The sequence below is a fragment of the Sphingomonas psychrolutea genome, from assembly GCF_014636175.1.
Lineage (GTDB): Bacteria > Pseudomonadota > Alphaproteobacteria > Sphingomonadales > Sphingomonadaceae > Sphingomonas > Sphingomonas psychrolutea.
In genome coordinates this window covers 12,452-34,012 of the sequence record NZ_BMDW01000021.1, presented here as the reverse complement: position 1 = coordinate 34,012, position 21,561 = coordinate 12,452, and the positions used below count along the sequence as shown (strand labels likewise).

Here is a 21,561-nt window from a genome sequence, read left to right as displayed (position 1 = left end):
CGCTGACCAGCTAACGACGGCGGCGGGGGGCAGAACGATCTGCTTCAGTCATTAAATTGTAACAACAACGAGGCATGCGCGTTTCAGCCATGGCAACGACATTTTCTGCGCTCCCGGAACCGGTCGAGCGCCCGTCTGGCGGGCCACGGCTCGACCATCGGATTCACCCGGCGAGCCGCTGGATCTTCCTCGCCATTCTGGTCGCTGGCGTAAGCTACGCCGGATACAGCATTTTCGTGGATACCGCGGAAGTGGGTGAGGGGCTCGCACTCGGCACCTTCGCGTTTCTCGGACTGGCGCTGCTGATCGCGTTGGGGTTCGAATTCGTCAACGGTTTCCACGACACCGCCAATGCGGTGGCGACGGTGATCTACACCAATTCCATGTCGGCCCCGCTTGCGGTGGTCTGGTCGGGCTTTTTCAATTTCCTGGGCGTGATGCTGTCGAGTGGGGCGGTCGCTTATTCGATCATCACGCTGCTGCCGGTCGATTTGATCCTGCATGTCGGCAGCAATGCCGGGTTCGCGATGATCTTCGCGTTGCTGCTCGCGGCGGTGATCTGGAACCTCGGCACGTGGTTCGTCGGACTCCCCAATTCATCGAGCCATGCGCTGATCGGGTCGATCCTCGGCGTCGGCTTTGCCAATCAATTGCTGTCGGCGGGGACTGGCGGGACGTCGGGCGTCGATTGGAGCCAGGCGACCAAGATCCTGACCGGTTTGTGGATGGCACCGCTGATCGGCTTCGCCGCATCGTTCTTGCTGTTGCGGTTGATGAAGGTCCTGCTGCGCAACCCCAAGCTGTACAGCGCGCCCGATGCCGATGCGCCGCCGCCGACCGGCATCCGCGCGCTGCTGATTTTCACCTGCACTGCCGTCAGCTTCGCGCATGGCGGCAATGACGGGCAGAAGGGTATGGGGTTGATCATGCTGATCCTGATCGGCTGCGCGCCGACCGCCTATGCGCTCAACCGCACGATGCCCGAAAGCGCGACTCCGGCGTTCGTGTCGAGCGTTACCGCAGCGGCCGGCGCCTTTGCGGCCCACGCCGCGCCCGCGGTCACTCCGGTCGACCTCGCCGGGTCGCGGGCGGTGCTGACGCGGGCATTACAGACGCGGCACGCCGACACGCCGGAAGTTTATGGTGCCGCCGACGCTTTGTCGCGTGACGTGGCGCAGCGGATTGGCGGCTATGGCTCGCTCGACAAGGTGCCGGCGGCGGCGACGCCCAATTTGCGCAACGACATGTATCTGCTGCTCGACAGCGCGCGGCTGGCGACCAAGGACAAGGACAAGGCGGCCGCGACCTTCAGCCCGAGCGAACTCGCGTCGATCAAGGCGTATCAGACCAACCTCGAACAGGGCACGCGCTACATTCCGATCTGGGTGAAGATCACCGTCGCGCTGGCGCTCGGGCTGGGCACGATGGTCGGGTGGCGGCGAATCGTCGTCACGGTCGGCGAGAAGATCGGCAAGACGCACATGACGTACGGCATGGGGGCGTCGGCCGAGCTGGTGGCGGCGGCGACGATCCTCGGGGCGGAATTCGGCGGCCTGCCGGTATCGACCACGCACATCCTGTCGTCGGGCGTGGCGGGTGCCTCGGTCGCGAGCGGGGCGGGGCTGCAGCCGCGCACGATCGGATCGATGGCGCTGGCGTGGGTGCTGACGCTGCCCGCCGCGATGGCGCTGGCGGGCGGGTTGTACTGGTTGTTCCTGACGGCGTCGGGGAGCGTGGGGGCGATTTAGCGGTATCTCCCCTCCCTTTCAGGGAGGGGAGTCAATTGCCTCACCCCCGCCGCAGCAACGTGATCCGCGCCTTGCCGTGGACTCGGCTCACGTCCTCGACGAAGCCCGCCACCTCGACCAGTTCGGGCTTGGTGGTTTCGATACTGACCCATGTCGCATCGCCGACCCAGCCGAGCCGGGCGAGCTTGTCGAGCGCGACCGCACCCGCGCCGCTGGCATAAGGCGGGTCCATCACGATCAGATCGAGCGGGTGCGTGGCATGGCCGAGCGCGAGCACGCTTTGCGCGCGCACGTCCGCGCCGATTTCCCGCGCACCGCCGAATTTGGTGATGTTGGTGCGCAGCGCATCGAGCGCTGGCTTGTCCTGTTCGACGAAAATGCACGATTTCGCGCCGCGCGACAGCGCCTCAAGCCCGAGTGCGCCCGATCCGGCGAACAGGTCAGCGACGGCGAGGTCCTCGAAACTGCCGATGCGGCTGGCGAGCATCGAGAACAACGCCTCGCGCACGCGGTCCGCAGTCGGGCGAGTCGCGTCGCCTTTGGGTGCGACCAGCGGGCGGCCGCGCCATTTTCCGGCGATGATACGCATTAGTAGCCCGTCCCCGGCGTAGGCCGGTGTCCAGTCGCGAAGGTCGATGATGTTGGGCGAACCGCCTGATGTTCAAAGCGCTCGCAACTGGGCCCCGGCCTCCGCCGGGGAAGGACGCTTGCGGAAACGTGCGCCTTCACTTCCGAGTCCGGCTTTTGTGAATCTTGACGGTGCGCGGTTTGGACGGGGCGGCGCGCGCTTTGCCGGCAGTGCGGGGCGTGGATTTGGCGGGCGCGCGCTCGGGCTTTTCAGGCCGCACAGTCCGCTCGGGCCGGTCGGGCTTGGCGCGGACGTTGCGGCCGAGTTCGGGGTTGAACACCTTGGGACGCTGGCCCGGCGCGATCGCGCGCGGCGCGACCGGCGCGGTGCCGGCCTTGGGTGGGGCGTCGTAGAAGCGCTTCACCTTGGTTGCCTTGGTCAGCACGACCGGATCGCGACCCGGCTGCGGCACGCGCTTGGCGGGCTCGGCAAAGGCGGCCTTGTCGGTGCGGTTGGCCGATGCCTTGGTGATGCGCCGGGCAGGCGCGGGCTTGGGTGTCGGGGCTTTTGGTGCCGAGGGGATTTCGCGTAGGCCGCGTGGTGCCGGCTTCGTTTTCTCGACGAGCTTGGGGGCTTCGCCACCGCCCTTGCGGGTGGGATCCTTGCGGAACGCGACGACGTCATGCTGCTTGATCTCGCCGATTTCGCCAACCGGCAAATCGCCGAGCACGAACGGGCCGTAGCGCGTGCGAATCAGGCGTGAGACTTTGAGCCCGAGATATTCGAGCACGCGGCGGACTTCGCGATTCTTGCCTTCAGTCAGGATCATCTCGATCCAGACGTTGGCGCCGGTGCGGCGTTCGAGATTGGCGTCGATCGAGCCGTAGCGGATGCCTTCGATCTCGACGCCGTGGATGAGGTCCTCGAGCTGCTCTTGCGTGATCGGCCCGTAAGCGCGCGCGCGGTAGGCGCGTTCGACGCCGGTGGCGGGGAGTTCGAGCTGGCGCTTCAATTCGCCATCGGTGGTGAGCAGCAACAGCCCCTCGGTATTGAGATCGAGCCGCCCGACCGGCACCAGCCGCGGCAAATCCTGCGGCAGCCGATCGTAGATCGTCGTGCGCCCGGCGGGGTCGCGCTCGGTAACGAGCAAGCCGGGGGGCTTGTGATAGAGGAACAGCCGCGCCGCCTCGGGTGCGGCGACCGGAACGCCATCGACGGTGATACCGTTCAATGACTTCAGGATCGTCGCCGGCGTATCGAGCACGACACCGTCGAGCGCAATCCGCCCCTCGGCAATCATGCGTTCGATCTCGCGGCGCGACGCGACTCCGGCGCGGGCGAGCAATTTGGCGATGCGCTGCTCGTCCTTGGGACGAACGGGAGCCTTGGGGGCGGCATTCGGTGCGGGTTTTGGGGTAAAAGCTTTGGACACTTGCACCTGATAGCGAATTTGTTTGCATTCGTGCGCACAAAATAATTTGTGCCCGATCTCGTAGCCGAGCGTTAAGGCACGGGTGCGTAACGAGGGCGAGACGCACTGCCATTTCGGCGGGAACTAACAGGCGGGGTTCCGGACCAATGTTGTTCGGTAAAAAGAAGCGACGAATCGTACGATTGTTGTTGGTCGAGGACGAGCCGTTGGTGGCGTTCGACACCGAACATTTTCTCGGCGAAGCAGGTTATGTGGTTGTTGCTACGGTCGACCGCGTCGCTGATGCCATTGGCGTGATCGATCGCGGTGAGGAGATCGACCTGGTGCTGGTCGACATCAGCCTGGCCGATGGCAATGGGATCGACGTCGCGCGCGCGGCGCACGCGGCGGGCGTGCCGGTGCTGTTCGTGACGGGCGAATGCCCCGAGGGCGGGCGCGCGGTGGCGGCGGGGTGTCTCGCGAAGCCCTATGCGCAACGCGACTTGCTGGCGGCGATCGCGGCGATCGAGGCGGTGCTCGACGGGAAGCAGCCCAAGCGCTTGCCGGGTGGGTTCAATCTGTTTGTGGATGTGGGGTGATCGGCAAACCCCTCCCCTTCAGGGGAGGGGTTGGGGTGGGGCGTCTCCGCGAATCCAAAGTCGTGTTCGAGGCACGGCCCCACCCCCAGCCCCTCCCCTGAAGGGGGGGGCAGCTAGAGCATCGCCTCCACCGCATCGTGGAAATGCCGAATCCCGGTTTCGAGCGTCCCCAACGTAACCTGCTCGATCGCGCCCGACGCCAGTCCTTCCTGCCCCAACGCCGCTGCGCGGAAATCCTCGCCTGCAAACACCCCACCGTCGAGCAGATTCCAGCTCTTTTCCCAATGTGCCAGCGCCTTTTCGGATCCCGGTGCCGCGGGGATCAGCATGAAATCCTCGACCAGCACGCGACCCTCGGACTGCGGCATCATGACCATCAAATTCATGTAATCGGGACTGACGATCAGCACGGTGCCGGGGAACAGCTGATAGGTATAGGTGATCGCCGAGCGCAGCGTCGGCCAGTCATCCGCCGCGCAGGCCGCCAGCGCCGCTTCGCGCCCCACCGCCGAGCGTTGATGCGGGCCGATCCGGTCGGCGACCGAAATGCCGTCCTTGAAGAACGGGCCGATCGTCGCGCTGTGCAGCCGCTGGACGTGATAGCTTTCGAGGAAGGCGTCCATGATCAGCTTCCAATTCGCCGCGACAGCGTGCGTGCGGCGGCGGAAGAGATATTGGCCGGCCATGTCGAACGCGGCGAAATCTGCGCCGAGCGCCTCCGCTGTGGTGAAATCGGCATCCGCGTCGAAGGCGAACCAGATCAATCCGCCAAGCTCGCGCGTCGGCAGTTTCTTCAGGCCGAGGGTCGCCTTGTCGAGTCCGGGGAACGCATCGGGCCGAGGCAGACCCGCGAGCTTGCCGTCGAGCGTGTAGCTCCACGCATGATAGGGGCAGACGAGCCGCGCGGCGCAGACCGGATCGCTCCCCTCGACCAGCCGCGTGCCGCGATGTTGGCAGACGTTGAGGAAGACTTGCGCATGCCCGTCTTTGTCGCGCGCGATCAGCAGCGGCTTGCCGAAGCCGTCATGCGGCACCGCCATATTGTTCTGCGGCAGCAAAGCGGAGGGCGCGATGACGAGCGGAACGCGCGTGAAGATCTTGGCTTGCTCGGCGGCGTGGCGGGCGGGATCGGTATAGGTGGCGGCGTCGACATGGGTGATGTCGCCCGTCGGGGCGGTCGCGCCCTCCGCCAGACGCGCGGCCAGTGCGAGTTGCCCGGTGGTGGGCAGGCTAATCTTGGTCGGCGCGTTCATGGCGCTTCCTCTCCTGATTTTAGCCGTTAGTCTCGGCGCGAACGGTGCAAGGGGCAAGCGACGAATGGACGGCGTGATCGGGCGTAAGAGTTTCGGGGCGACGATGGCACCCTATATCCGGCCGCGCCCGCTGGCGGCGTTATTGCTCGGCATATCGAGCGGGTTTCCGCTCGCGCTGCTGCTCGGAACGATGGGATTCTGGCTGGCCAAGGTCGGCATCGATAAGAAGACGATCGGTTTCGCGATCGGGCTGACCACGCCCTATGCGTTAAAGTTCCTGTGGGCACCGCTGATCGACCGTTTGAAGCTGCCGATCCTGACCAAAGTGTTCGGGCAACGCCGCTCCTGGCTGTTCCTGATTCAGGCGCTGCTGTTCGTGTCGGTGTGGATGCTGGGGGCGAGCCAGCCGCAACTGCATCTTGGCGTTTTTGCCTTCTGGGCGATCGTCACCGCCTTTCTCGGCGCGACGCAGGACATCGTGATCGACGCCTATCGCATCGAGATTTTGCCCGAAGACGAATTGCCGCACGGTACCGCCAACAACCAGTTCGGTTACCGTCTCGGCGCGTTCATCGCCGGGGTCGGCACGATCGCAATGGCCTCTTCAGAAGGCTTTAATCTCGGCTGGGCCACGGCCTATGGATTGACGGGATTGTGCGTCGTGCCGGGGATCATCGCCGCGTTATGGGCTGGACCGGGGCTGCATGATCGCGTCGTGGCGACGGGCAGTCAGTCGATCGCGGCATGGCTGCAGGAAACGGTGGTGGGTCCGTTCGTCGAGTTCCTCCGACGCCGGGGAGCGTTGCTGATCCTGCTGTTTGTGCTCGTCTACAAGGTCGGCGACGCGATGGGGCAGGCGATGCTCAACCCAATGATCGTCGAGCTCGGCTTTTCCGACACGGAATTCATCGCGATCAACAAGCTGGTCGGGTTTTGGGGGCTGGTCGTGGGCATCGCGCTCGCCGCGCCGTTCATGGCGTGGCTGGGCATGGGGCGTGCGCTGTTCGTTTCGGGTCTGCTGATGATGTTCAGCAATCTGACGTTCGTCATTCTTGCGCTGCACGGCCATTCCAACCTGTGGCTCACCATTGCGGTGGCGACCGAGCAGGTAACGAGTGGGATCGGCCTTACTGTTTTCGTCACCTATCTGTCGGGCCTGTCGAACCTTGCCTACACAGCCACGCAGTTCGCATTGCTGTCATCGTTGGCGTCGGTTGGGCGGACATGGATGGCGGTGCCAGCAGGTTATGCCGCTGAGCAACTCGGTTGGCCGGGGTTTTGGATCATGACGATGGTCGCGGCAATCCCAGGCATGGTGCTGTTGTGGCTGCTGTGGAAGCGGGGCTTTGTTGTCGAAAGCGTCCGCACGGCCCGCAAGGGTGCAGAGGCATCGGCCTGACCGCGCGGCTGGCGGTGCGCTAAAAGCTGATCGGGCGGCCCGCATCGGCAAAGGCTTGCGCGAGCAGCGTGATGCTGGCGAGGACGCCGTCGGGGCGGCGTACGCCGATCAGATCGCCGAGCAACAACCGCGCGCTGTCGGGTGCGGTTTCGGCGCGGGCGAGGATCGTCAGGACGGTCGTTTCCGACCCCGTTAGCCGCAGGCAGCAGCACGGCGCGATCGTGATCGGACAATTTGCGGCGTGCGCCAGATCGGCCATCATCGTGCGCATCAGCACCAACGGACGGCGGAAGCCTGCGCCGAACGCCTGCAGCAGCGTGGCTGAGGCCGCTGCGTCATTGATACCGTGCGCGCCCATGCGGCGGAACGCGAACAACGCAAGCCGGGCGTTGGGGTCCGACGGCAGCGGCCCCTTCAGGCTGGCCGCGAGGTCACTGGGATGCTGAGCGGGGGAGGGGGCGGGTGAGGGGGCAGGCGTGGTCGTCATGAGAGGGTGCTCCGTTGCTGCGGTGCATCCTCCCGTATTCGCTATTGCAAGTCAATCGCAATAAGAGGTCAGTTCGGCGCTTCGCCGTTCTCGGCCAATACGCCGCCAGCCAAATAGAGTGAGCCGAGAATCAGCACGATCGGCGGTTCGGCCTGGTCGGCGATTTCAGTAATGTCGGCGAGCGCGCTCGCCACGTCGGGCGCGGTGTGGGCGGCAATGCCGAGGTCGTGCGCGATCTGCGCGAGCGCGGCGGGCGTGTGGTGGTCGTGGCCCGGCGTCGGCACGGCGTGGAGCGTCGTCGCCAAGGTCGCAAACGGCGCGAGCAGTCCTGCGGGGTCCTTGTTCGCCAACATGCCGAGGATGAGATGCACCTCGCTGCGCCCCAACGCGGGATGCGCAATCGCCTCGAGCGTCGCGGCGATTGCGGCGGCGGCGGCGGGGTTGTGGCCGCCGTCGAGCCAGAGCTGGCTGCCAGGCGGAAGCAGCGCGGTGAGCGGGCCGGGGTGGAGCCGCTGCATCCGCGCGGGCCAGCGCGTCGTGGTGGCGGCGGTGCGATAGGCTTCGGGCGGGATGTTCAGCCCGCTTTGATGCCGCAGCATCGCGATCGCGAGGCCAAGATTCTCTGGCTGGTGCGGGCCGGCCATCGTCGGGAGCGGGGTTTCGACCGTGCCGTTCTCGTCGGTGTAGACCAGCGTTGCGCCGACGCTGAGGTGCCAGCCGCTATCGAGTGCGCTGACCGACGCCTCGGCACGCGCCGCGACTGCGGCGACGCGCGCGGTGACGCGCGGGGGATAGTGCATCGTCACCAGCGGCACGCCCGGCTTGGCGATCCCGGCCTTTTCGCCGGCAATTTCCTCGATCGTGTCACCGAGGAAGCTTTGATGATCGATGCCCAATTGCGCGATGCCGGTGACGAGCGGGTGCGCGATAACGTTGGTCGCATCCAGCCTGCCGCCGAGACCGACCTCGATGATGCAGGCGTCTGCCGATGTGCGGCTGAAGGCGAGGAAAGCGGCGGCGGTGGTGACTTCGAAGAAGCTGGCGGTGAGATCGGTAGCGTGGTCGAGCACCTCGGCGAGCAACGCGGCGAGCGCGTCGTCTTCGATCAGACGCCCCGCGATCCGGATGCGCTCGTTGAAGCGGACGAGGTGCGGGCTGGTATAGACATGGCATGTCAGCCCCGCCGCCTCCAGCGTGGCGCGCAGGAACGCGCAGGTCGAGCCTTTGCCGTTGGTGCCCGCGACGTGGAGTACGGGCGGGAGGTGGTGGTGCGGGTTGCCAAGCCGATCGAGCAAAACGGTGATGCGGTCGAGCCCGAGAATGTCGGCGCCGGGGGAGAGCGACCAGAGCCGGTCAAGCTGGGCCTGAACGGCGGGGTGGCTAGAGGTGGCGTGGTCGGGCATCAGTTCTTCTCCCTCTCCCCGCTTGCGGGGAGAGGGTCGGGGAGAGGGGCTGTCCTGGGAGCCCCCGTCCGCGTTACTTCCCCTCTCCCGCGCTTCGGCTACGCCTCGCTTGCCCTCTCCCCTGAAGGGGAGAGGGAGATTATGCCGCCGCCTTCGCGCTGCACAGATAGTCGATCAGGCTCGCCAGCGTGGCGCGCATATCTTTGCGGTGCTTGACCATGTCGATCATGCCATGTTCGAGCAGATATTCGGCGCGCTGGAACCCCTCGGGGAGTTTTTCGCGGATCGTCTGTTCGATCACGCGTTGCCCGGCAAACCCGATCAGCGCGCCGGGCTCGGCAATCTGCACGTCGCCGAGCATCGCATAGCTTGCGGTCACGCCGCCGGTGGTCGGATCGGTCAGCACGACGATATAGGGGAGGCCCGCATCGTGGAGCATCGCGATCGCCACGGTCGCGCGCGGCATTTGCATCAGGCTGAGGATGCCCTCCTGCATCCGCGCGCCGCCGGCGGCGGTGAAGATGATGTAGGGGCAGTGCGCGCCGATCGCGGTTTCGACGCCGCGCACGAAGGCTTCGCCCACCGCCAGCCCCATCGATCCGCCCATGAAGGCGAAGTCCTGCACGCCGATCACGGCTTTCCGCCCGTCGATCTTGCCAATCGCTGTGATCAGCGCGTCGCCCTCGGAGGTCGCGAGCCGCGCGGCCTTGATGCGATCGGCATAGCGTTTGGTATCGCGAAATTTGAGCGGGTCATCGGGCACTTTGGGGAGCGGCACGATCGTGTAGGACCCGGCGTCGAACACATAGTCGAAGCGCAGCAACGGCCCGATCCGCTCGTGATGCTCGCAATGCGGGCAGACGTGGAGATTGTCCGCCAGTTCTTTGACGAACACCATTTGCCCGCAGCCCTTGCACTTGTGCCAAAGGTTGTCGGGCGTGTCCTTCTTGACGGGGACGACATACGCGAGCGCGTTGCGGACGCTGGTGAGCCAGGTCATGCGACTTCCTTGGTTGCGGCGTGGATCGCCGTCGCGAGGGACTCGATATAGGCGCGGACATAGGCCGGTGCGTCAACACCGTGCGTTGCGACCAACTCGACGATCGCCGAGCCGACCACGACGCCATCGGCGACGCGCGCGATGGCGGCGGCCTGTTCGGGGGTGCGCACGCCGAAACCGACCGCGACGGGGAGGTTGGTGTGGGCCTTGAGGCGCGCAACCGCTTCGTCGATCGAGGTCTGCTGCGCCTGTTGCAGGCCGGTGATGCCCGCGACGGAGACGTAATAGAGGAACCCGCTTGCGCCATCGAGCACGGTCGGCAGGCGCGCGGCATCGGTGGTCGGGGTGGCGAGGCGGATTGGGTCGATCCCGACCGCGCGGAGTGCCGGGCCGAGTTCGGGGTCCTCCTCGGGCGGGATGTCGACGCAGATGACGCCGTCGACGCCCGCTTCCTTGGCGGCGGCGGCGAACCATTCGGGGCCGCGGATCGTCATCGGATTGGCATAGCCCATCAGCACCAGCGGCACCTCGGGGTGGCGGAAACGGAACGCCTTCGCGATGGCGAGGATGTCGGCGGTCTTGGTGCCCGCGAGGAGACTGCGGATGTTCGCGGCCTGGATCGCGGGGCCGTCGGCCATCGGATCGGTGAAGGGCATTCCAAGCTCGATCACGTCCGCGCCGCCTTCGACCAGCGCGTCGAGGATGTCGGCGGTCGGGCCGTCGCCGGCGGTGACGAAGGTGACGAGCGCGCGGTGGGGTTTCGCGAAGGCGGTGGCTAGGCGGGTCATTTGCTGGTCTTGAATATGCGAGCGATACCGAACGAGACAGCTGCCGAAGCAACAACCATCGAAAGCAAACTTATTGGCGAAAAGGCCGTTTCGAGCGGTCGGTCGAGCAAAGCCGCTATGACCACCCGCAACAGCATTGCGGTCAAACATAGGAGCGCGAACGACGTGAAAATTTGCCGCACGTTGGAATTCATATCTTCACCCCCAGCGCTTCCGCGACGGTGAAGATATCCTTGTCTCCGCGCCCGCACAGATTGGCGAGGATGATCTGGTCGCGGTCCATCTCGCGCGCGCGCGTTGCTACCGCGGCGATGGCGTGGGCCGGTTCGAGCGCGGGGATGATGCCTTCGGTCCGGCAGAGCAATTGGAAGGCGTCCAGCGCTTCGGTGTCGGTGACGCTGGTATATTCGACGCGGCCGATCGAGTGCAGCCAGCTATGTTCGGGGCCGATGCCGGGATAATCGAGCCCGGCGGAGATCGAATGCGCCTCGGTGATCTGGCCGTCCTCGTCCTGCAGCAGGTACGTCTTGTTGCCGTGGAGGATGCCGGGGGAGCCGCCCGCGAGGCTGGCGGCGTGTTCCTTGTCGAGCCCGCGTCCGGCCGCTTCGACGCCGAGCATCATCACGTCGCCATCGTCGAGGAAGGGGTGGAACAGCCCGATTGCGTTCGACCCGCCACCGATCGCGGCGACGAGCAGATCGGGCAAGCGGTTGATGCGGCTGAGCATTTGTGCGCGCGCCTCGGTGCCGATCACACTTTGGAAATCGCGGACCATTTCGGGGTAGGGGTGCGGGCCAGCCGCGGTGCCGATGATGTAGAAGGTGTCATGAACGTTCGCGACCCAGTCGCGCATGCCCTCGTTCATCGCATCCTTGAGCGAGTGTGATCCGCTGGTGACGGGGCGGACTTCGGCGCCGAGCAGCTTCATGCGAAACACGTTGGGCGCCTGCCGCTCGATGTCCTTGGCGCCCATATAGATGATGCACGGCAGCCCGAAGCGCGCGCAAACGGTCGCGGTGGCGACGCCGTGCTGGCCTGCGCCGGTTTCGGCGATGATCCGCGTCTTGCCCATCCGCATCGCGAGCAGGATCTGGCCGATGCAATTGTTGATCTTGTGCGCGCCGGTATGGTTCAGCTCGTCGCGCTTGAACCAGATTTGCGCGCCTTTTCCGTCCGGCGCGCCTTCGCGCAAAGCCTCGGTCAGGCGCTCGGCGTAGTACAGCGGGCTGGGGCGGCCGACATAATGTTCGAGCAGATCGTCGAACTGGAGCCTGAACGCCGGATCGGCCTTGGCGGCGCGATACGCGGTGTCGAGTTCGAGCACGAGCGGCATTAGCGTCTCGGCGACATAGCGACCGCCAAAAGCGCCGAAATGGCCACGATCGTCAGGTTGCGTGCGGAAGGAGTTGGGGGCGTTCATGGGAGTGCGTTTAGCATCTGGCGCGGGCGTGTCGAGCGGTGGCCGCAAGCAAAGCCCCCTCCCATCTTCATGGGAGGGGGTTGGGGGAGGGTCTTCTTCTTTCGGGGGCAAAAGAAGAAGACCCTCCCTCGCCCCACCCGCGAAGGCGGGAGGGGGGAAGAAGAGCGCGATCAGAGGTCGTTCACCGCCCGCAAAAACGCGCCGATCTTCCCCAAATCCTTGATTCCGGGCGCGCTTTCCACGCCCGATGACACATCGACCAGCGTCGCCCCCGTCGCCGCCACCGCTTCCGCGACATTGAACGGATCGAGCCCGCCCGACAGCGCCCAGGGCAGCGGATGGCGGAAGCCGTCGAGCAAGCGCCAGTCGAAGCGCACGCCCATCCCGCCGGGCAAAGCGGCTCCGGGCGGGGTCTTGGCGTCGTAAAGGACTTTGTCGGCGACCCCGGTATAGGTCAGCGCCGCGTCGAGATCGCCGCGCGTCCGCACCGCGACCGCGATCCACACCGCAAGCCCGGTGCGCGCCTTGATCGCCGCAGCCCGCTCGGGCGTGGTGTCGTGCAGCTGCAGGATATCGAGATGCCCGGCGGCAACCGCCTGCTCGATCAGCGCATCATCGGGGTTCACGAAGACGCCGACGCGCTGCACATGGGCCGGCACGCGCGCGGCCAGCTGCGCGGCACGGGTCCAGGAGAGATTGCGCGGGGAGGGGGCGAAGAACACCAACCCGACATGGCTCGCCCCGCCGGCGATGGCGGCGTCGAGCGTTTCGGGGGTGGAGAGACCACAGATTTTGGCGGTTGCGGGCATGCTGCTTCCTTGCGCTTTGGCTGCACGAACGCAAGGTGTGTAGCGCTTACAGCTCCACCCCGGTGGAAGCCGGGGCCCAGTTGCGGGACGAGAAATTGAGAGCGAGGCGCTCGGTTACCTGAGCCATCGCGACTGGGCCCCGGCCTTCGCCGGGGTGGAGCCGGTCAGAGCGTCGCTTCGATCTCGCGCGCGGCCACATCCGGATCGGCCGCTTGCGTGATCGGGCGGCCGATCACCAGGATCGACGCACCCGCGTCGAGGGCGGCGCGCGGGGTGACGACGCGCTTTTGGTCCCCGCCAAAAGCGCCCGGCACGCCGCCCGCTGGGCGGACGCCGGGGACAACGAAAAAGCCCTTGGGCCAAAGCTTATGTGCGGCGGCGACTTCCTCGCCCGAGCAAACGACGCCGTCGACGCCGGCGTCCTTGGCCAATTGCGTCAGGCGGAGCACCTGTTCGTGCGGGTCGCCGGAGCAACCGATCGACGCCAGGTCGCTGCCGTCGAGGCTGGTCAGCGTCGTCACCGCGATCACCTTGGTGCCGAGCGGGGCGGCGGCCTTGGCATCTTCAAGCATCGCGCGGCCCCCGGCGGCGTGGACGGTGAGGATCGCCGGATCGAGCCCGCGCAGCGCCATGATCGCCTTGGCGACGGTGTTGGGGATGTCGTGGAGTTTCAGATCGAGGAAGATCGGCAAGCCGAGTTCGGCCATGTCGCGCACGCCGCTGCGGCCATTGGCCATGAAGAATTCGAGGCCAAGTTTGATCCCGCCGACATGATGGCGGACCTTGGTCGCCAGCGCGCGCGCCTTTGCGAGATCGGGCGTGTCGAGCGCGACGAACAGGCGATTGCTCATGCCGCATCTGCCGGCGGTGCGGGGATGACGGCCGGATCAGGGGACAGCGCGGGCGCGCTCTGTAGCGACGGTGCCGGCGGCGCAAGGGCGTTGCGCAGGTCGCTGAGCGTCCGTTCCGCCGTTGCCAGCCGGTTGCGCAACCGCCAACGCAGCGTCGAATGCCATGCCAGCGTCGGGACGAGCCCGGCGAGGAAGGTCAGCAGCAGCAGCAGCGGCAAGTTGATCAACGCCTCCATCCCGCCCCACAGATGGATCGTCACGCTGGTCCAATTCCCCAGCGTAAAGATCGCCGCGATGAAGGCGAGCAGGCACCAGAACAGGATTTTGAGAAATTGCATGACGCGAGGTTAGTGCGATCGCGTTACGATTGCCAGTGTGCGCTTCTTAAGCCCCTCCCCTTCAGGGGAGGGGAGTTAGCCGATCTCCCGCTGCAACGTCTCAAACAGGCCCGGAATCATCGTCAGCTTCGGCGCTTCCTCCTCCAAAATCGCGCGGAATGCCGCGCGTTTAATTTCGGCGGTGCGGCCGGGTTTCAGTCGCATCGTCGGGTCGAGCGCGGAGAGCACGATGTCGACCATCCGTTCGGCCCCGTGGAGGCGACCCCACAGATAATCATTCTCGCGATACGCGCGGCTGAAGAACGCGCCGAAGCTGTTGAACTGAATGCCCTTCAGCGTCGCTGCCGCGCCGCCGCTGCGGATGCTGATGGCATCGTCGGGGGCGATGCGATCGACCTTGATTGCATCGAATTCGTCGAGGCCGTCGCCTTGCAACAGCGGCAAGGTGGCGACGTCGAAATACGGAAAGCCGAGATAGCTCAGCAGGACTGGCCGCTTTACGTCCCGTGTCAGGCCGGAAAAGGCGATGGCGAGCCGTCCCTCGGTGCGCTGATCGAGCGCCTTCAGGTCCATCGCCGTGCCGAGTTTGTCGAGCAGCGACCCGGCATCGCCGCGCAGCTGCCGGACATCCTTGCGCAAATGCGTATAGCGGTCGGTGCGCTTGCATTCGAGATAGTCGGCCAGGCTCGCATAGATTGCGTCGCGGATCGGGGCGAGTTCGGCTTCGGGCTGATCGCCCTCCAGATCGGTGATGCGCCGCGCGAGCAAGCGCAGGCGACGCAAGCGGAAGCCGAGATCGAAGGTCCGCAGGAACGCGATCGTCGTGGCGCTCGTCCCGCCGGAAAAGCTTGGTGTCATGTCGTCGAACCCGCACGCGGTCACGGCGGCGGCGATGTGCGCGCGAATCCCGCGCCAGCGCTGCGGCCCCGGCTCGCCGCCGGCATGATGCAGCAGATCGGTAATCGTCTCGACCACGCCGGTGATCTTCAAATGGCCATAAGCGGCATAGCCATAGCCCGCACTTTTCGCCGCTGCCGCCTGCGCGCGTTGCCGCCACGCGGTCAGCCGTGCTTGCGTCGGCGAATCGAGGAACAGCGTATAGCCGAACAGCGCCTCGACTTGCTTTTCGACCTCGGGGCGGATGCCGGCAATGATCGCCCGCATCCGCTCGATCTGGCGCGAGCGTTCGGCGATCTCTTCCAGATTGTCGCGAATCGGTTGCTGGCGGGGGAGTTCGGAAATCGCGCCGATGATCGTCTGAAAGAAGCCGGGGGGCTTGGCGTCGGGTGTGCCGAAGTGGATCGCGCCGCCGGGGTGCGGATCGATATAGACGAAGCGCCGGTCGACCTGGCGGCGCGCGGGGCGTTCGCGCAGCGCCTCGATCGCCGGTCGGAAGGGTGCATTGTTGAGCACCGAGCCATCGATCAGGACGGCGCTCTCGGCGGCGTTCGCGGCGAACTGGCGCGGCAGGATGCGTTTGAGGAACGCCGCGCGCTCCGTCCAGGGTTCCTTGCGCGTCGCGAGCACGCGATCGAGCTCGCCGACCATGAAGGGCGGGAAAGCGCCGGGGAAGCTCGACGTCGCGCGCGCGGCAAAGGCGAGTTCGGCGGGGTGGGCGAGGCTTTCACCGGTCAGCCCGTGATCGCTGAACGGCACCACCACGCGGTGTTCGATCTCGACCACTTCGGGCGGCGAATTGAGCGTCAGCCGTTCGGGATGCCCGCGAAAATCGGTGACGGTGACGAACAGATCGAGCGGCTGGCCGTCGGGCAGCAGCCGCGGTTCGCGCGGGGCGGCGGCCATCGCGTCGAGCGCGTCGAGGATCTTGCCCGTGAAAAGCTCGCCCCCGAACGGCGGCTCGAACCAGCGCGAGCGGATGAAATGCGACAGCTTGGCGCGGACTTCCTCACGCGCGCCGGGCTCGACCGTCGCATCGATCGTGTCGCGCCGCGCCGCCATCCACGCGAGCGGGAGCGCCCAGACCTTGGAAAAACGATGGCTCGGCGCTTGTTTGGGGTCGATCAGCGCTTCGATATCCGCCGAATCGAGCCACAGATCGGTCAGCGGTTCGAGGCTTTGTCCGGTGCTGATCGCTTGCGCGAGGAAGACGCCGTTGATGCCACCGGCGCTTGCGCCCGCGATAATATCGACGAGGACGCGCAGTTTGAGGCCGGTTTCGGCTTCGATTTCCTGGAACAGCGCGCGGTACACGCCCTGACTGCCGCCCGCTGGAGTGGTCCCGGCGTGAAACGCCCGGCTGGCGCGGGCGAGCCGCCAGATTTCCTTGGTAATGCCGTGCATATAAACGGCCAAGCTTATCCCGCCATAGCAGACGAGTGCCAGCCGGAGTTCCTTCTCGCGCGTCACGAGCGTTGCATCATAGCGGCTCCAGCACCGCCCAGATCGGCAAATGATCCGACGCGCGCCGTGCGGCAGGGCTGGCATGGACGCCGCAGTCGAGCACGCGAAAGCCGCGCGTGAAAATGCGGTCGAGCCGTCCGATCGGCCGTCGTGCGTGGAAGCTTGGTCCGGTCGGCACGTTTTCAAAGTCGCGCCCGAAATCGCGCAAGCAGCCGGCGCCGCGCGTCCATTCGTTGAGATCGCCCATCAACACGGTCGGCAAAGTGGGAGCGCACGAATCGACATGCGCCAGGATCGCACGGGCTTGCCGCCGCCGCCATAGCCCCGACAGATCGAGGTGCATGCCCACTACCCGGATCGGTGCCGAATGCACCGCGAGATCGGCGCGGATCGCGCCGCGCGGCTCAAGCGCGGGCAAATGCAGTGCCGCGCTGGCGCCGACCGCGCTCCCTTTGCGGGCCAGCAAGGCATTGCCGTGCCATCCCATCGTGCCGCTATCGTGCGCGATCGGCACGGCTTGCCACGGCGAATGGTCGTCGAGCATGTGGTGCGGAATCACCCGGGTCTTCGCGCCGAAGCGCAGATCGGCCTCCTGCAGCGCGATCACGTCGCCCTCGATTTCCTGCAGCACGTCGAGAATGCGGCGCGGATCGCGGCGGCGATCAAGCCCGATGCCCTTGTGCATATTGTAGCTGACGACCTTGATCACCGGGCGGAGCCTCGGGTCATCACGCCGCTTCGACCAGCCCGCGTTGCTGTAGCGAATCGATCAGATGGAGCACGTCGGCGCGGCACTGCTCGGCCGTGACGTCGAAGCGCGCGACGAGCTGCGTGACAAGCGCCGCCGGGGTTTGCGGCGTTTCCACCAAATCCCAGATGCGCGCGGCCGAGGCGTTGAGCTGATAGAAGGTGCCGGTCACGCTATTGAGCACGACGCTTTCCCCTTCGACATCGGCGGTGATGAGGTCGGGCGTGCGTTGGATGATGCTATGGTCGTCGATCATGATGGCCATCCGTAAAAAAGAGGGGTCAGTCGGCATCTATAGCCCGACGGCGTTTTCAAGCCAGATGTCCAGCGCCGCCGTGCTCCACAACGCACCAAATTCAATCCGGGGGACCGGAAAATGCGCGCCATCGTCGCGCCACGCCAGATAGGCATTCCAGATGCGCTGCAGCGCCGCGCCATCGACCCAGCCGAGTTTTACGGGCCATTGCGCCGCGATTTCGCGCTGGGCGTAGAACCGCTCCAACCCATCGACGACAAGCGTGTTGAAGATCGCCTTGGACTGCCGCGTCCGCACCTTTTCCACCAGCGTGCCGCGCATCGCTTCGCGGAACAGGTGCCGCCGCGCGCCGTTTCTAAACAGCACCTCGCCCGACGCGCCGAGGATGAAGCGCAGCAGCCGCTGATCGTATAACGGGTGGCGATATTCCACCCCGTAAGCGTTGGGCAGCGCCTGGAGCGGACCGGTCGCAATCTCCCGCGATTCCAGATCGATGACGGCGTAGCGGTTCTGCGCAGCGATGCCGGGCAGTGTCGCGGCGGGCCGACTGGCGGCAATCCGCGCGCGTAATCCGGTCGCTTCGATCCAAGCGGGGGACAGATGATCGGGAAGCGCTGTGCCTGCCCACGACTGCCGCAGCGCCGCACGCCGATAGAGGGTGGTGCTGACCAGCGGACCAAACCCTTCGCTGACAAAAGCGCGCACCTTGCCGGGTAGCGTCGCGCCCGGCATCGCCAGCGCCTGGCGCGCGACCAGATCGATCCGGCCGCGGCGGATTTCGTCGGGCCAATGCGCATGGTTGCCGTTGAGCAATTCGTCGCCGCCTTCACCCGACAGCAAAACGCGCTCGCCATGCCGTTCGAGGTTACGGAAATTGCCCTCCAGCGTGTCGAGCGTGTTGGGCCGCAGCGGCATTTGCAACGTGTTCGCCGACCAGGCGCGCGCGGCGTCGGGGTCGAAGATGCTGCCTTGCACGACGCGGGCGGTGATGCCGAGATGCGCCTCGACCGCGCCGCTCCATTCCGATTCGTCGACTGGTGAACCGGGATAGCGCGCGGTGATCGCGGCGACGTGCCGGTCGATCTTGCCGGCGCGGTGAAGTTCGGTCGCGCGCGACAGGATCGAGGAGGAATCGAGCCCGCCCGACAATTGCGCCACCACGCCGGTGTTGCTGCGCGTGCAGGCGATGATCGCTTGGTCGAGCAGTTCGTTGAACCGCTCGATATGCGCGCCCTCGGACAGGCGCGACAGGTCCTCCGGTGGGGCATCGTCCCAATGCCATTGGCGCAGCGCGCCGTCCTGATAGGCGAGTGCGCTGCCTTGCGGCAGCGTGTTCAGAGCGCGCCAGAACGTCTCACCACGGGTGACGACGCGGCGCGCAAGATATTCGGCGATGAGCGGTTCGTTCACGCCGCGATCGAGCGACAGCCCGACGATCAGCGCTTTCGGCTCGCTGGCAAAGGCGAAACCATCGGCCGACAGATGGTAGAAAAACGGTCGCCGCCCGACCGGCGCGCGGGCGCAGAACAGGCGGCGCTGATCGGGTTGCCAGATCGCGAAGGCATAGTCCCCGGCAAGGTGGCGCATGAAGCCGTCGCCGATCCGCTCGAACAGAGCGAGCGCGATCTCCTCATCGGGCCGCTGGCGCAGGGCCGCGCCGTCCCGACCGAGCATCGCAATCAATTCCTCGCGATTGTCGAGGCGTCCGTCGAACGCGATCACATTGCCAGACGCTGCGGGGCTTGGTTGCCGCTCGCCCAGCGCCTCGGGCGTGGTCGCATGGCGAAAGCGGATCAGTCCGGCCGATCCGCCGGCCCAATGAGCTACGCCGTCATCGGCGCGGATCGCGGATGCAGTCGAAACCTGTTCGAGCAGCGCGGGCGACACGTCGCGCCCGTCGCCGTAAACGACCCCGGCGATCCCGCTCATGCAGTTCCGGTGACCAGCAGCCCCCGGGTGATGGCATCGGTGAGGAAAGCCGTGACGTCCGGCGCGATAGCGTGGTCGGGCACGTCGTACCGTTCCGCGAGGGTCCGGACGATCGTGTCCGCATCGCCTCCGCGGGCAACTTCGCGCCAGATTGCCGCGGCACTGCCGTTCAAGGCGCTGTAGGTTTGGTCACGCGCGTCGAATAAAGCGAGTTCGCCGGGAACGTCCTGCCACACGATATGCTCAGGAATCAGGTACGTCATGTGGCATTCCCCGATGCAGCGAGCCGCGCTTGCGCCTCGCGCAGATAGCGTAGCGCATAATCTTCCGATCGGCGATCCGATTGACGCTGCATCCGCGGCGTGACGGGCGTCGCGTCGCTACCGAGCGCGCGCAGCACGCGCGTTGCCGTTCCCATATAATCGCGCGTCAATTCCTCATAGGTCAGCGCGATCGGCGTGACGCCAATCGCCGCGAAAAGATTTGTCCAATGCGCATGCGCCTGATCCGATGCCGCAACGCGTTTGGCGATCCGGTCGAAATCGTAAACCGGTTCGGATCGGGGGCGATGTTCCCCAACGCCGGGAATGGAACGCCACAGCCCGGTTTCTTCAGCCACAATGCCCGACACCGCGCGGCGAACCCGATCGAGCCGTCGCAGATGAATATACGTGGCCCCCTCCAGCAGATCGCCCACCGCGGCGGCGATGGCGCGATAAAGATCGGGTGCCGGGCCGAGCACGGCGGGGGGCGCGGCGGTGATCTGCGCATGCAGGGCGGCGTCGCGTTCGGCGAGCAGGCCCATCAAGTCGGTCCAGAAGATTTTCGCAGAAAAGGTGCCGCTGGGCGCGGTCCGGTGGCGATGGGCCGCGCGCAGGAAAGCCTCGGCTTCGTTCGTCCCCCACCGCTTGATGAAATCGGGGTAAAACCCGCCATGAAAATATTCGAGCGGGCAGCCCAGATTCCCGGCGAAATACAACACCTCGCCCAACAGCGTGCTGCCCGAGCGCTGCTCCGAACAGAGCAGGATCGTGCGGGTTGGGCGACCATGCCATTCGGGATAATCATGCTCGGCCAGCGAAAGGTCGTACCGCTTGCGCTTCTCGAGGGGGGGAAGCGGGGTGGGCTCAAGCGGGGCAGGGTCGGTGGTCAAGCGCATCGAAGTACCTGTTCGGTCAGGAGATCGGCTATGGCGGGAAACACATCGTACCTCGGAGGATAAGACAGACGCAACATCGGTAGCCCCGCGGCAATTCGGCTGAGGCGGGCGATGGCCTGTTGGTGTTGTTCCGCGTCCGCAGGGTTGAACAAATTGAGCTGACGGATTGCGCGGATAAAAGCGTTGGCGCGGATCATCGGCGCAAGCCTCGGCGCGTGGCATTCGGGATCCTGCGCCAGAAACACGAACGCTCGCAAAGGGACGGGAGCAGTAACCAGCGGCGCGTCCGGCTCGAACCGGAACTTGCCGTCATATCCGGGCATTGCGGTACAGCGGGCAGGGTCGAGTGCGAGGCCCGTAACCGACGGTTGCCACAAACACACACCGCGTGCAGACGGCGCGAGGTGCGGCGGGGATCCCTCCCAGATGGTCGACAAATCGTCGCTGAAAAGATCCCATCCCGGCATCGCCGCTAAGGCGGCGGTGGTGGTAGATTTTCCGGCACCGGACGCGCCGAGCAGGAGGATTCCACGGCCCTGCGTGGCGATGGCCGCTGCATGGATCGTCATCGCGCCGCGCGCGACCATCAGGCGCGGCAGGATGCGTCGCACGAGTACGTCGATGCAGGCGGCGCTGGGCGGGGTGCGCTCGCTATACACCCGAAGCGTGCGGTAAGCGGGATCAATGCGAAACGCGCCGTCAAGGCGCGAGGTGATCATCCAATCGTCATCGATTGTTCCCAGCCGCGCACCATACCGTCCCGGCCATGCGAATACGATGTGATCCGAGTCAGGTTGAGGACCCGGTTCCTGACGGATGGTAAGCAAATCGCCGAGGGTTGGGAGCGGGAGAGCACTGGCGCGCAGATCGGAGATTGCGACCTCCGACTCGATCTCCATGCCGGCGAATCGATAAGCAAAAGACAAAAATACGTCCCCACTGCGCAGCCGTGCGACGCGATCGCCCTAGCGAGGACGTCGGCCGAACACACAAAATCGGCCTGCCGGGTTCGGCAGGCCGATTTTAAAATGTGT

The 21,561-nt window shown here is 65.8% G+C and carries 21 protein-coding genes; 3 read left to right on the top strand and 18 right to left on the bottom strand.

Going from position 1 to position 21,561, the window contains the following annotated elements:
- The first annotated feature begins 89 nt into the window (after positions 1 to 89).
- Entirely contained in the window at positions 90 to 1,748 is a 1,659-nt protein-coding gene (locus tag IEV62_RS14725; RefSeq protein WP_188448810.1) for an inorganic phosphate transporter, read from the top strand.
- A gap of 40 nt (positions 1,749 to 1,788) precedes the next feature.
- Here the strand turns inward: IEV62_RS14725 and rsmD are convergent, their stop codons facing one another.
- On the bottom strand, positions 1,789 to 2,337 hold the full coding sequence (gene rsmD, locus IEV62_RS14720; protein ID WP_188448808.1) for a 16S rRNA (guanine(966)-N(2))-methyltransferase RsmD: 549 nt from the start codon (positions 2,335 to 2,337) through the stop codon (positions 1,789 to 1,791).
- A 136-nt stretch (positions 2,338 to 2,473) separates the two neighbouring features.
- Positions 2,474 to 3,748: a pseudouridine synthase gene (locus tag IEV62_RS14715; protein ID WP_188448806.1), complete on the bottom strand. Its 1,275-nt coding sequence runs from the start codon at positions 3,746 to 3,748 to the stop codon at positions 2,474 to 2,476.
- A 146-nt stretch (positions 3,749 to 3,894) separates the two neighbouring features.
- On the opposite strand from IEV62_RS14715, the gene IEV62_RS14710 reads away from it, so the two are divergent.
- Entirely contained in the window at positions 3,895 to 4,326 is a 432-nt protein-coding gene (locus IEV62_RS14710) for a response regulator (RefSeq protein WP_188448804.1), read from the top strand.
- 113 nt (positions 4,327 to 4,439) lie between these two features.
- Here the strand turns inward: IEV62_RS14710 and IEV62_RS14705 are convergent, their stop codons facing one another.
- Positions 4,440 to 5,579 carry an aromatic ring-hydroxylating oxygenase subunit alpha gene (locus tag IEV62_RS14705; RefSeq protein WP_188448802.1) on the bottom strand — a complete coding sequence of 380 codons (1,140 nt, stop codon included), beginning with the start codon at positions 5,577 to 5,579 and terminating at the stop codon, positions 4,440 to 4,442.
- Between the two features lie 64 nt (positions 5,580 to 5,643).
- On the opposite strand from IEV62_RS14705, the gene IEV62_RS14700 reads away from it, so the two are divergent.
- Positions 5,644 to 6,978 (top strand): AmpG family muropeptide MFS transporter, encoded by a 1,335-nt coding sequence (locus IEV62_RS14700; protein ID WP_188448800.1) that lies wholly within the window; start codon positions 5,644 to 5,646, stop codon positions 6,976 to 6,978.
- A gap of 19 nt (positions 6,979 to 6,997) precedes the next feature.
- Here the strand turns inward: IEV62_RS14700 and IEV62_RS14695 are convergent, their stop codons facing one another.
- The 15 genes from IEV62_RS14695 to IEV62_RS14625 all read right to left on the bottom strand — a co-directional run bounded on the left by IEV62_RS14695 (position 6,998) and on the right by IEV62_RS14625 (position 21,426).
- The gene (locus IEV62_RS14695; RefSeq protein ID WP_188448798.1) at positions 6,998 to 7,465 is read right to left on the bottom strand and encodes a DUF6628 family protein; all 468 of its coding nucleotides are present in this window, start codon (positions 7,463 to 7,465) and stop codon (positions 6,998 to 7,000) included.
- Positions 7,466 to 7,533: 68 nt separating this feature from the next.
- On the bottom strand, positions 7,534 to 8,868 hold the full coding sequence (locus tag IEV62_RS14690; RefSeq protein ID WP_188448796.1) for a bifunctional folylpolyglutamate synthase/dihydrofolate synthase: 1,335 nt from the start codon (positions 8,866 to 8,868) through the stop codon (positions 7,534 to 7,536).
- 139 nt (positions 8,869 to 9,007) lie between these two features.
- A complete protein-coding gene (gene accD, locus IEV62_RS14685; RefSeq protein WP_188448794.1) occupies positions 9,008 to 9,868 on the bottom strand; it encodes an acetyl-CoA carboxylase, carboxyltransferase subunit beta in 861 nt (286 codons plus the stop codon).
- Positions 9,865 to 10,656: a tryptophan synthase subunit alpha gene (trpA, locus tag IEV62_RS14680; RefSeq protein WP_188448792.1), complete on the bottom strand. Its 792-nt coding sequence runs from the start codon at positions 10,654 to 10,656 to the stop codon at positions 9,865 to 9,867. The genes accD and trpA overlap by 4 nt, the downstream gene beginning before the upstream one ends.
- Positions 10,657 to 10,846: 190 nt before the next feature.
- Positions 10,847 to 12,076, bottom strand: a complete 1,230-nt coding sequence (trpB, locus tag IEV62_RS14675; protein WP_188448791.1) for a tryptophan synthase subunit beta — start codon at positions 12,074 to 12,076, stop codon at positions 10,847 to 10,849.
- Positions 12,077 to 12,246: 170 nt separating this feature from the next.
- On the bottom strand, positions 12,247 to 12,885 hold the full coding sequence (locus tag IEV62_RS14670; protein WP_188448789.1) for a phosphoribosylanthranilate isomerase: 639 nt from the start codon (positions 12,883 to 12,885) through the stop codon (positions 12,247 to 12,249).
- A gap of 164 nt (positions 12,886 to 13,049) precedes the next feature.
- Positions 13,050 to 13,736: an orotidine-5'-phosphate decarboxylase gene (gene pyrF, locus IEV62_RS14665; protein ID WP_188448787.1), complete on the bottom strand. Its 687-nt coding sequence runs from the start codon at positions 13,734 to 13,736 to the stop codon at positions 13,050 to 13,052.
- On the bottom strand, positions 13,733 to 14,074 hold the full coding sequence (locus tag IEV62_RS14660; protein ID WP_188448785.1) for a hypothetical protein: 342 nt from the start codon (positions 14,072 to 14,074) through the stop codon (positions 13,733 to 13,735). The genes pyrF and IEV62_RS14660 overlap by 4 nt, the downstream gene beginning before the upstream one ends.
- A gap of 75 nt (positions 14,075 to 14,149) precedes the next feature.
- Complete coding sequence (locus tag IEV62_RS14655) at positions 14,150 to 16,441, bottom strand: patatin-like protein (RefSeq protein ID WP_229733205.1); 2,292 nt, start codon at positions 16,439 to 16,441, stop codon at positions 14,150 to 14,152.
- A 10-nt stretch (positions 16,442 to 16,451) separates the two neighbouring features.
- The gene (locus IEV62_RS14650) at positions 16,452 to 17,144 is read right to left on the bottom strand and encodes an endonuclease/exonuclease/phosphatase family protein (RefSeq protein ID WP_229733204.1); all 693 of its coding nucleotides are present in this window, start codon (positions 17,142 to 17,144) and stop codon (positions 16,452 to 16,454) included.
- A 19-nt stretch (positions 17,145 to 17,163) separates the two neighbouring features.
- On the bottom strand, positions 17,164 to 17,439 hold the full coding sequence (locus tag IEV62_RS14645; protein WP_188448781.1) for a PqqD family protein: 276 nt from the start codon (positions 17,437 to 17,439) through the stop codon (positions 17,164 to 17,166).
- Positions 17,440 to 17,475: 36 nt separating this feature from the next.
- Positions 17,476 to 19,368 carry an asparagine synthetase B family protein gene (locus tag IEV62_RS14640; RefSeq protein ID WP_188448779.1) on the bottom strand — a complete coding sequence of 631 codons (1,893 nt, stop codon included), beginning with the start codon at positions 19,366 to 19,368 and terminating at the stop codon, positions 17,476 to 17,478.
- Positions 19,365 to 19,631: a PqqD family protein gene (locus tag IEV62_RS14635; RefSeq protein WP_188448777.1), complete on the bottom strand. Its 267-nt coding sequence runs from the start codon at positions 19,629 to 19,631 to the stop codon at positions 19,365 to 19,367. The genes IEV62_RS14640 and IEV62_RS14635 overlap by 4 nt, the downstream gene beginning before the upstream one ends.
- Positions 19,628 to 20,527 carry a Stf0 family sulfotransferase gene (locus tag IEV62_RS14630; protein WP_188448775.1) on the bottom strand — a complete coding sequence of 300 codons (900 nt, stop codon included), beginning with the start codon at positions 20,525 to 20,527 and terminating at the stop codon, positions 19,628 to 19,630. The genes IEV62_RS14635 and IEV62_RS14630 overlap by 4 nt, the downstream gene beginning before the upstream one ends.
- The gene (locus IEV62_RS14625; protein WP_188448773.1) at positions 20,518 to 21,426 is read right to left on the bottom strand and encodes a hypothetical protein; all 909 of its coding nucleotides are present in this window, start codon (positions 21,424 to 21,426) and stop codon (positions 20,518 to 20,520) included. Before IEV62_RS14625 ends, IEV62_RS14630 begins: the two co-directional genes overlap by 10 nt.
- Between the last annotated feature and the right edge of the window lie 135 nt (positions 21,427 to 21,561).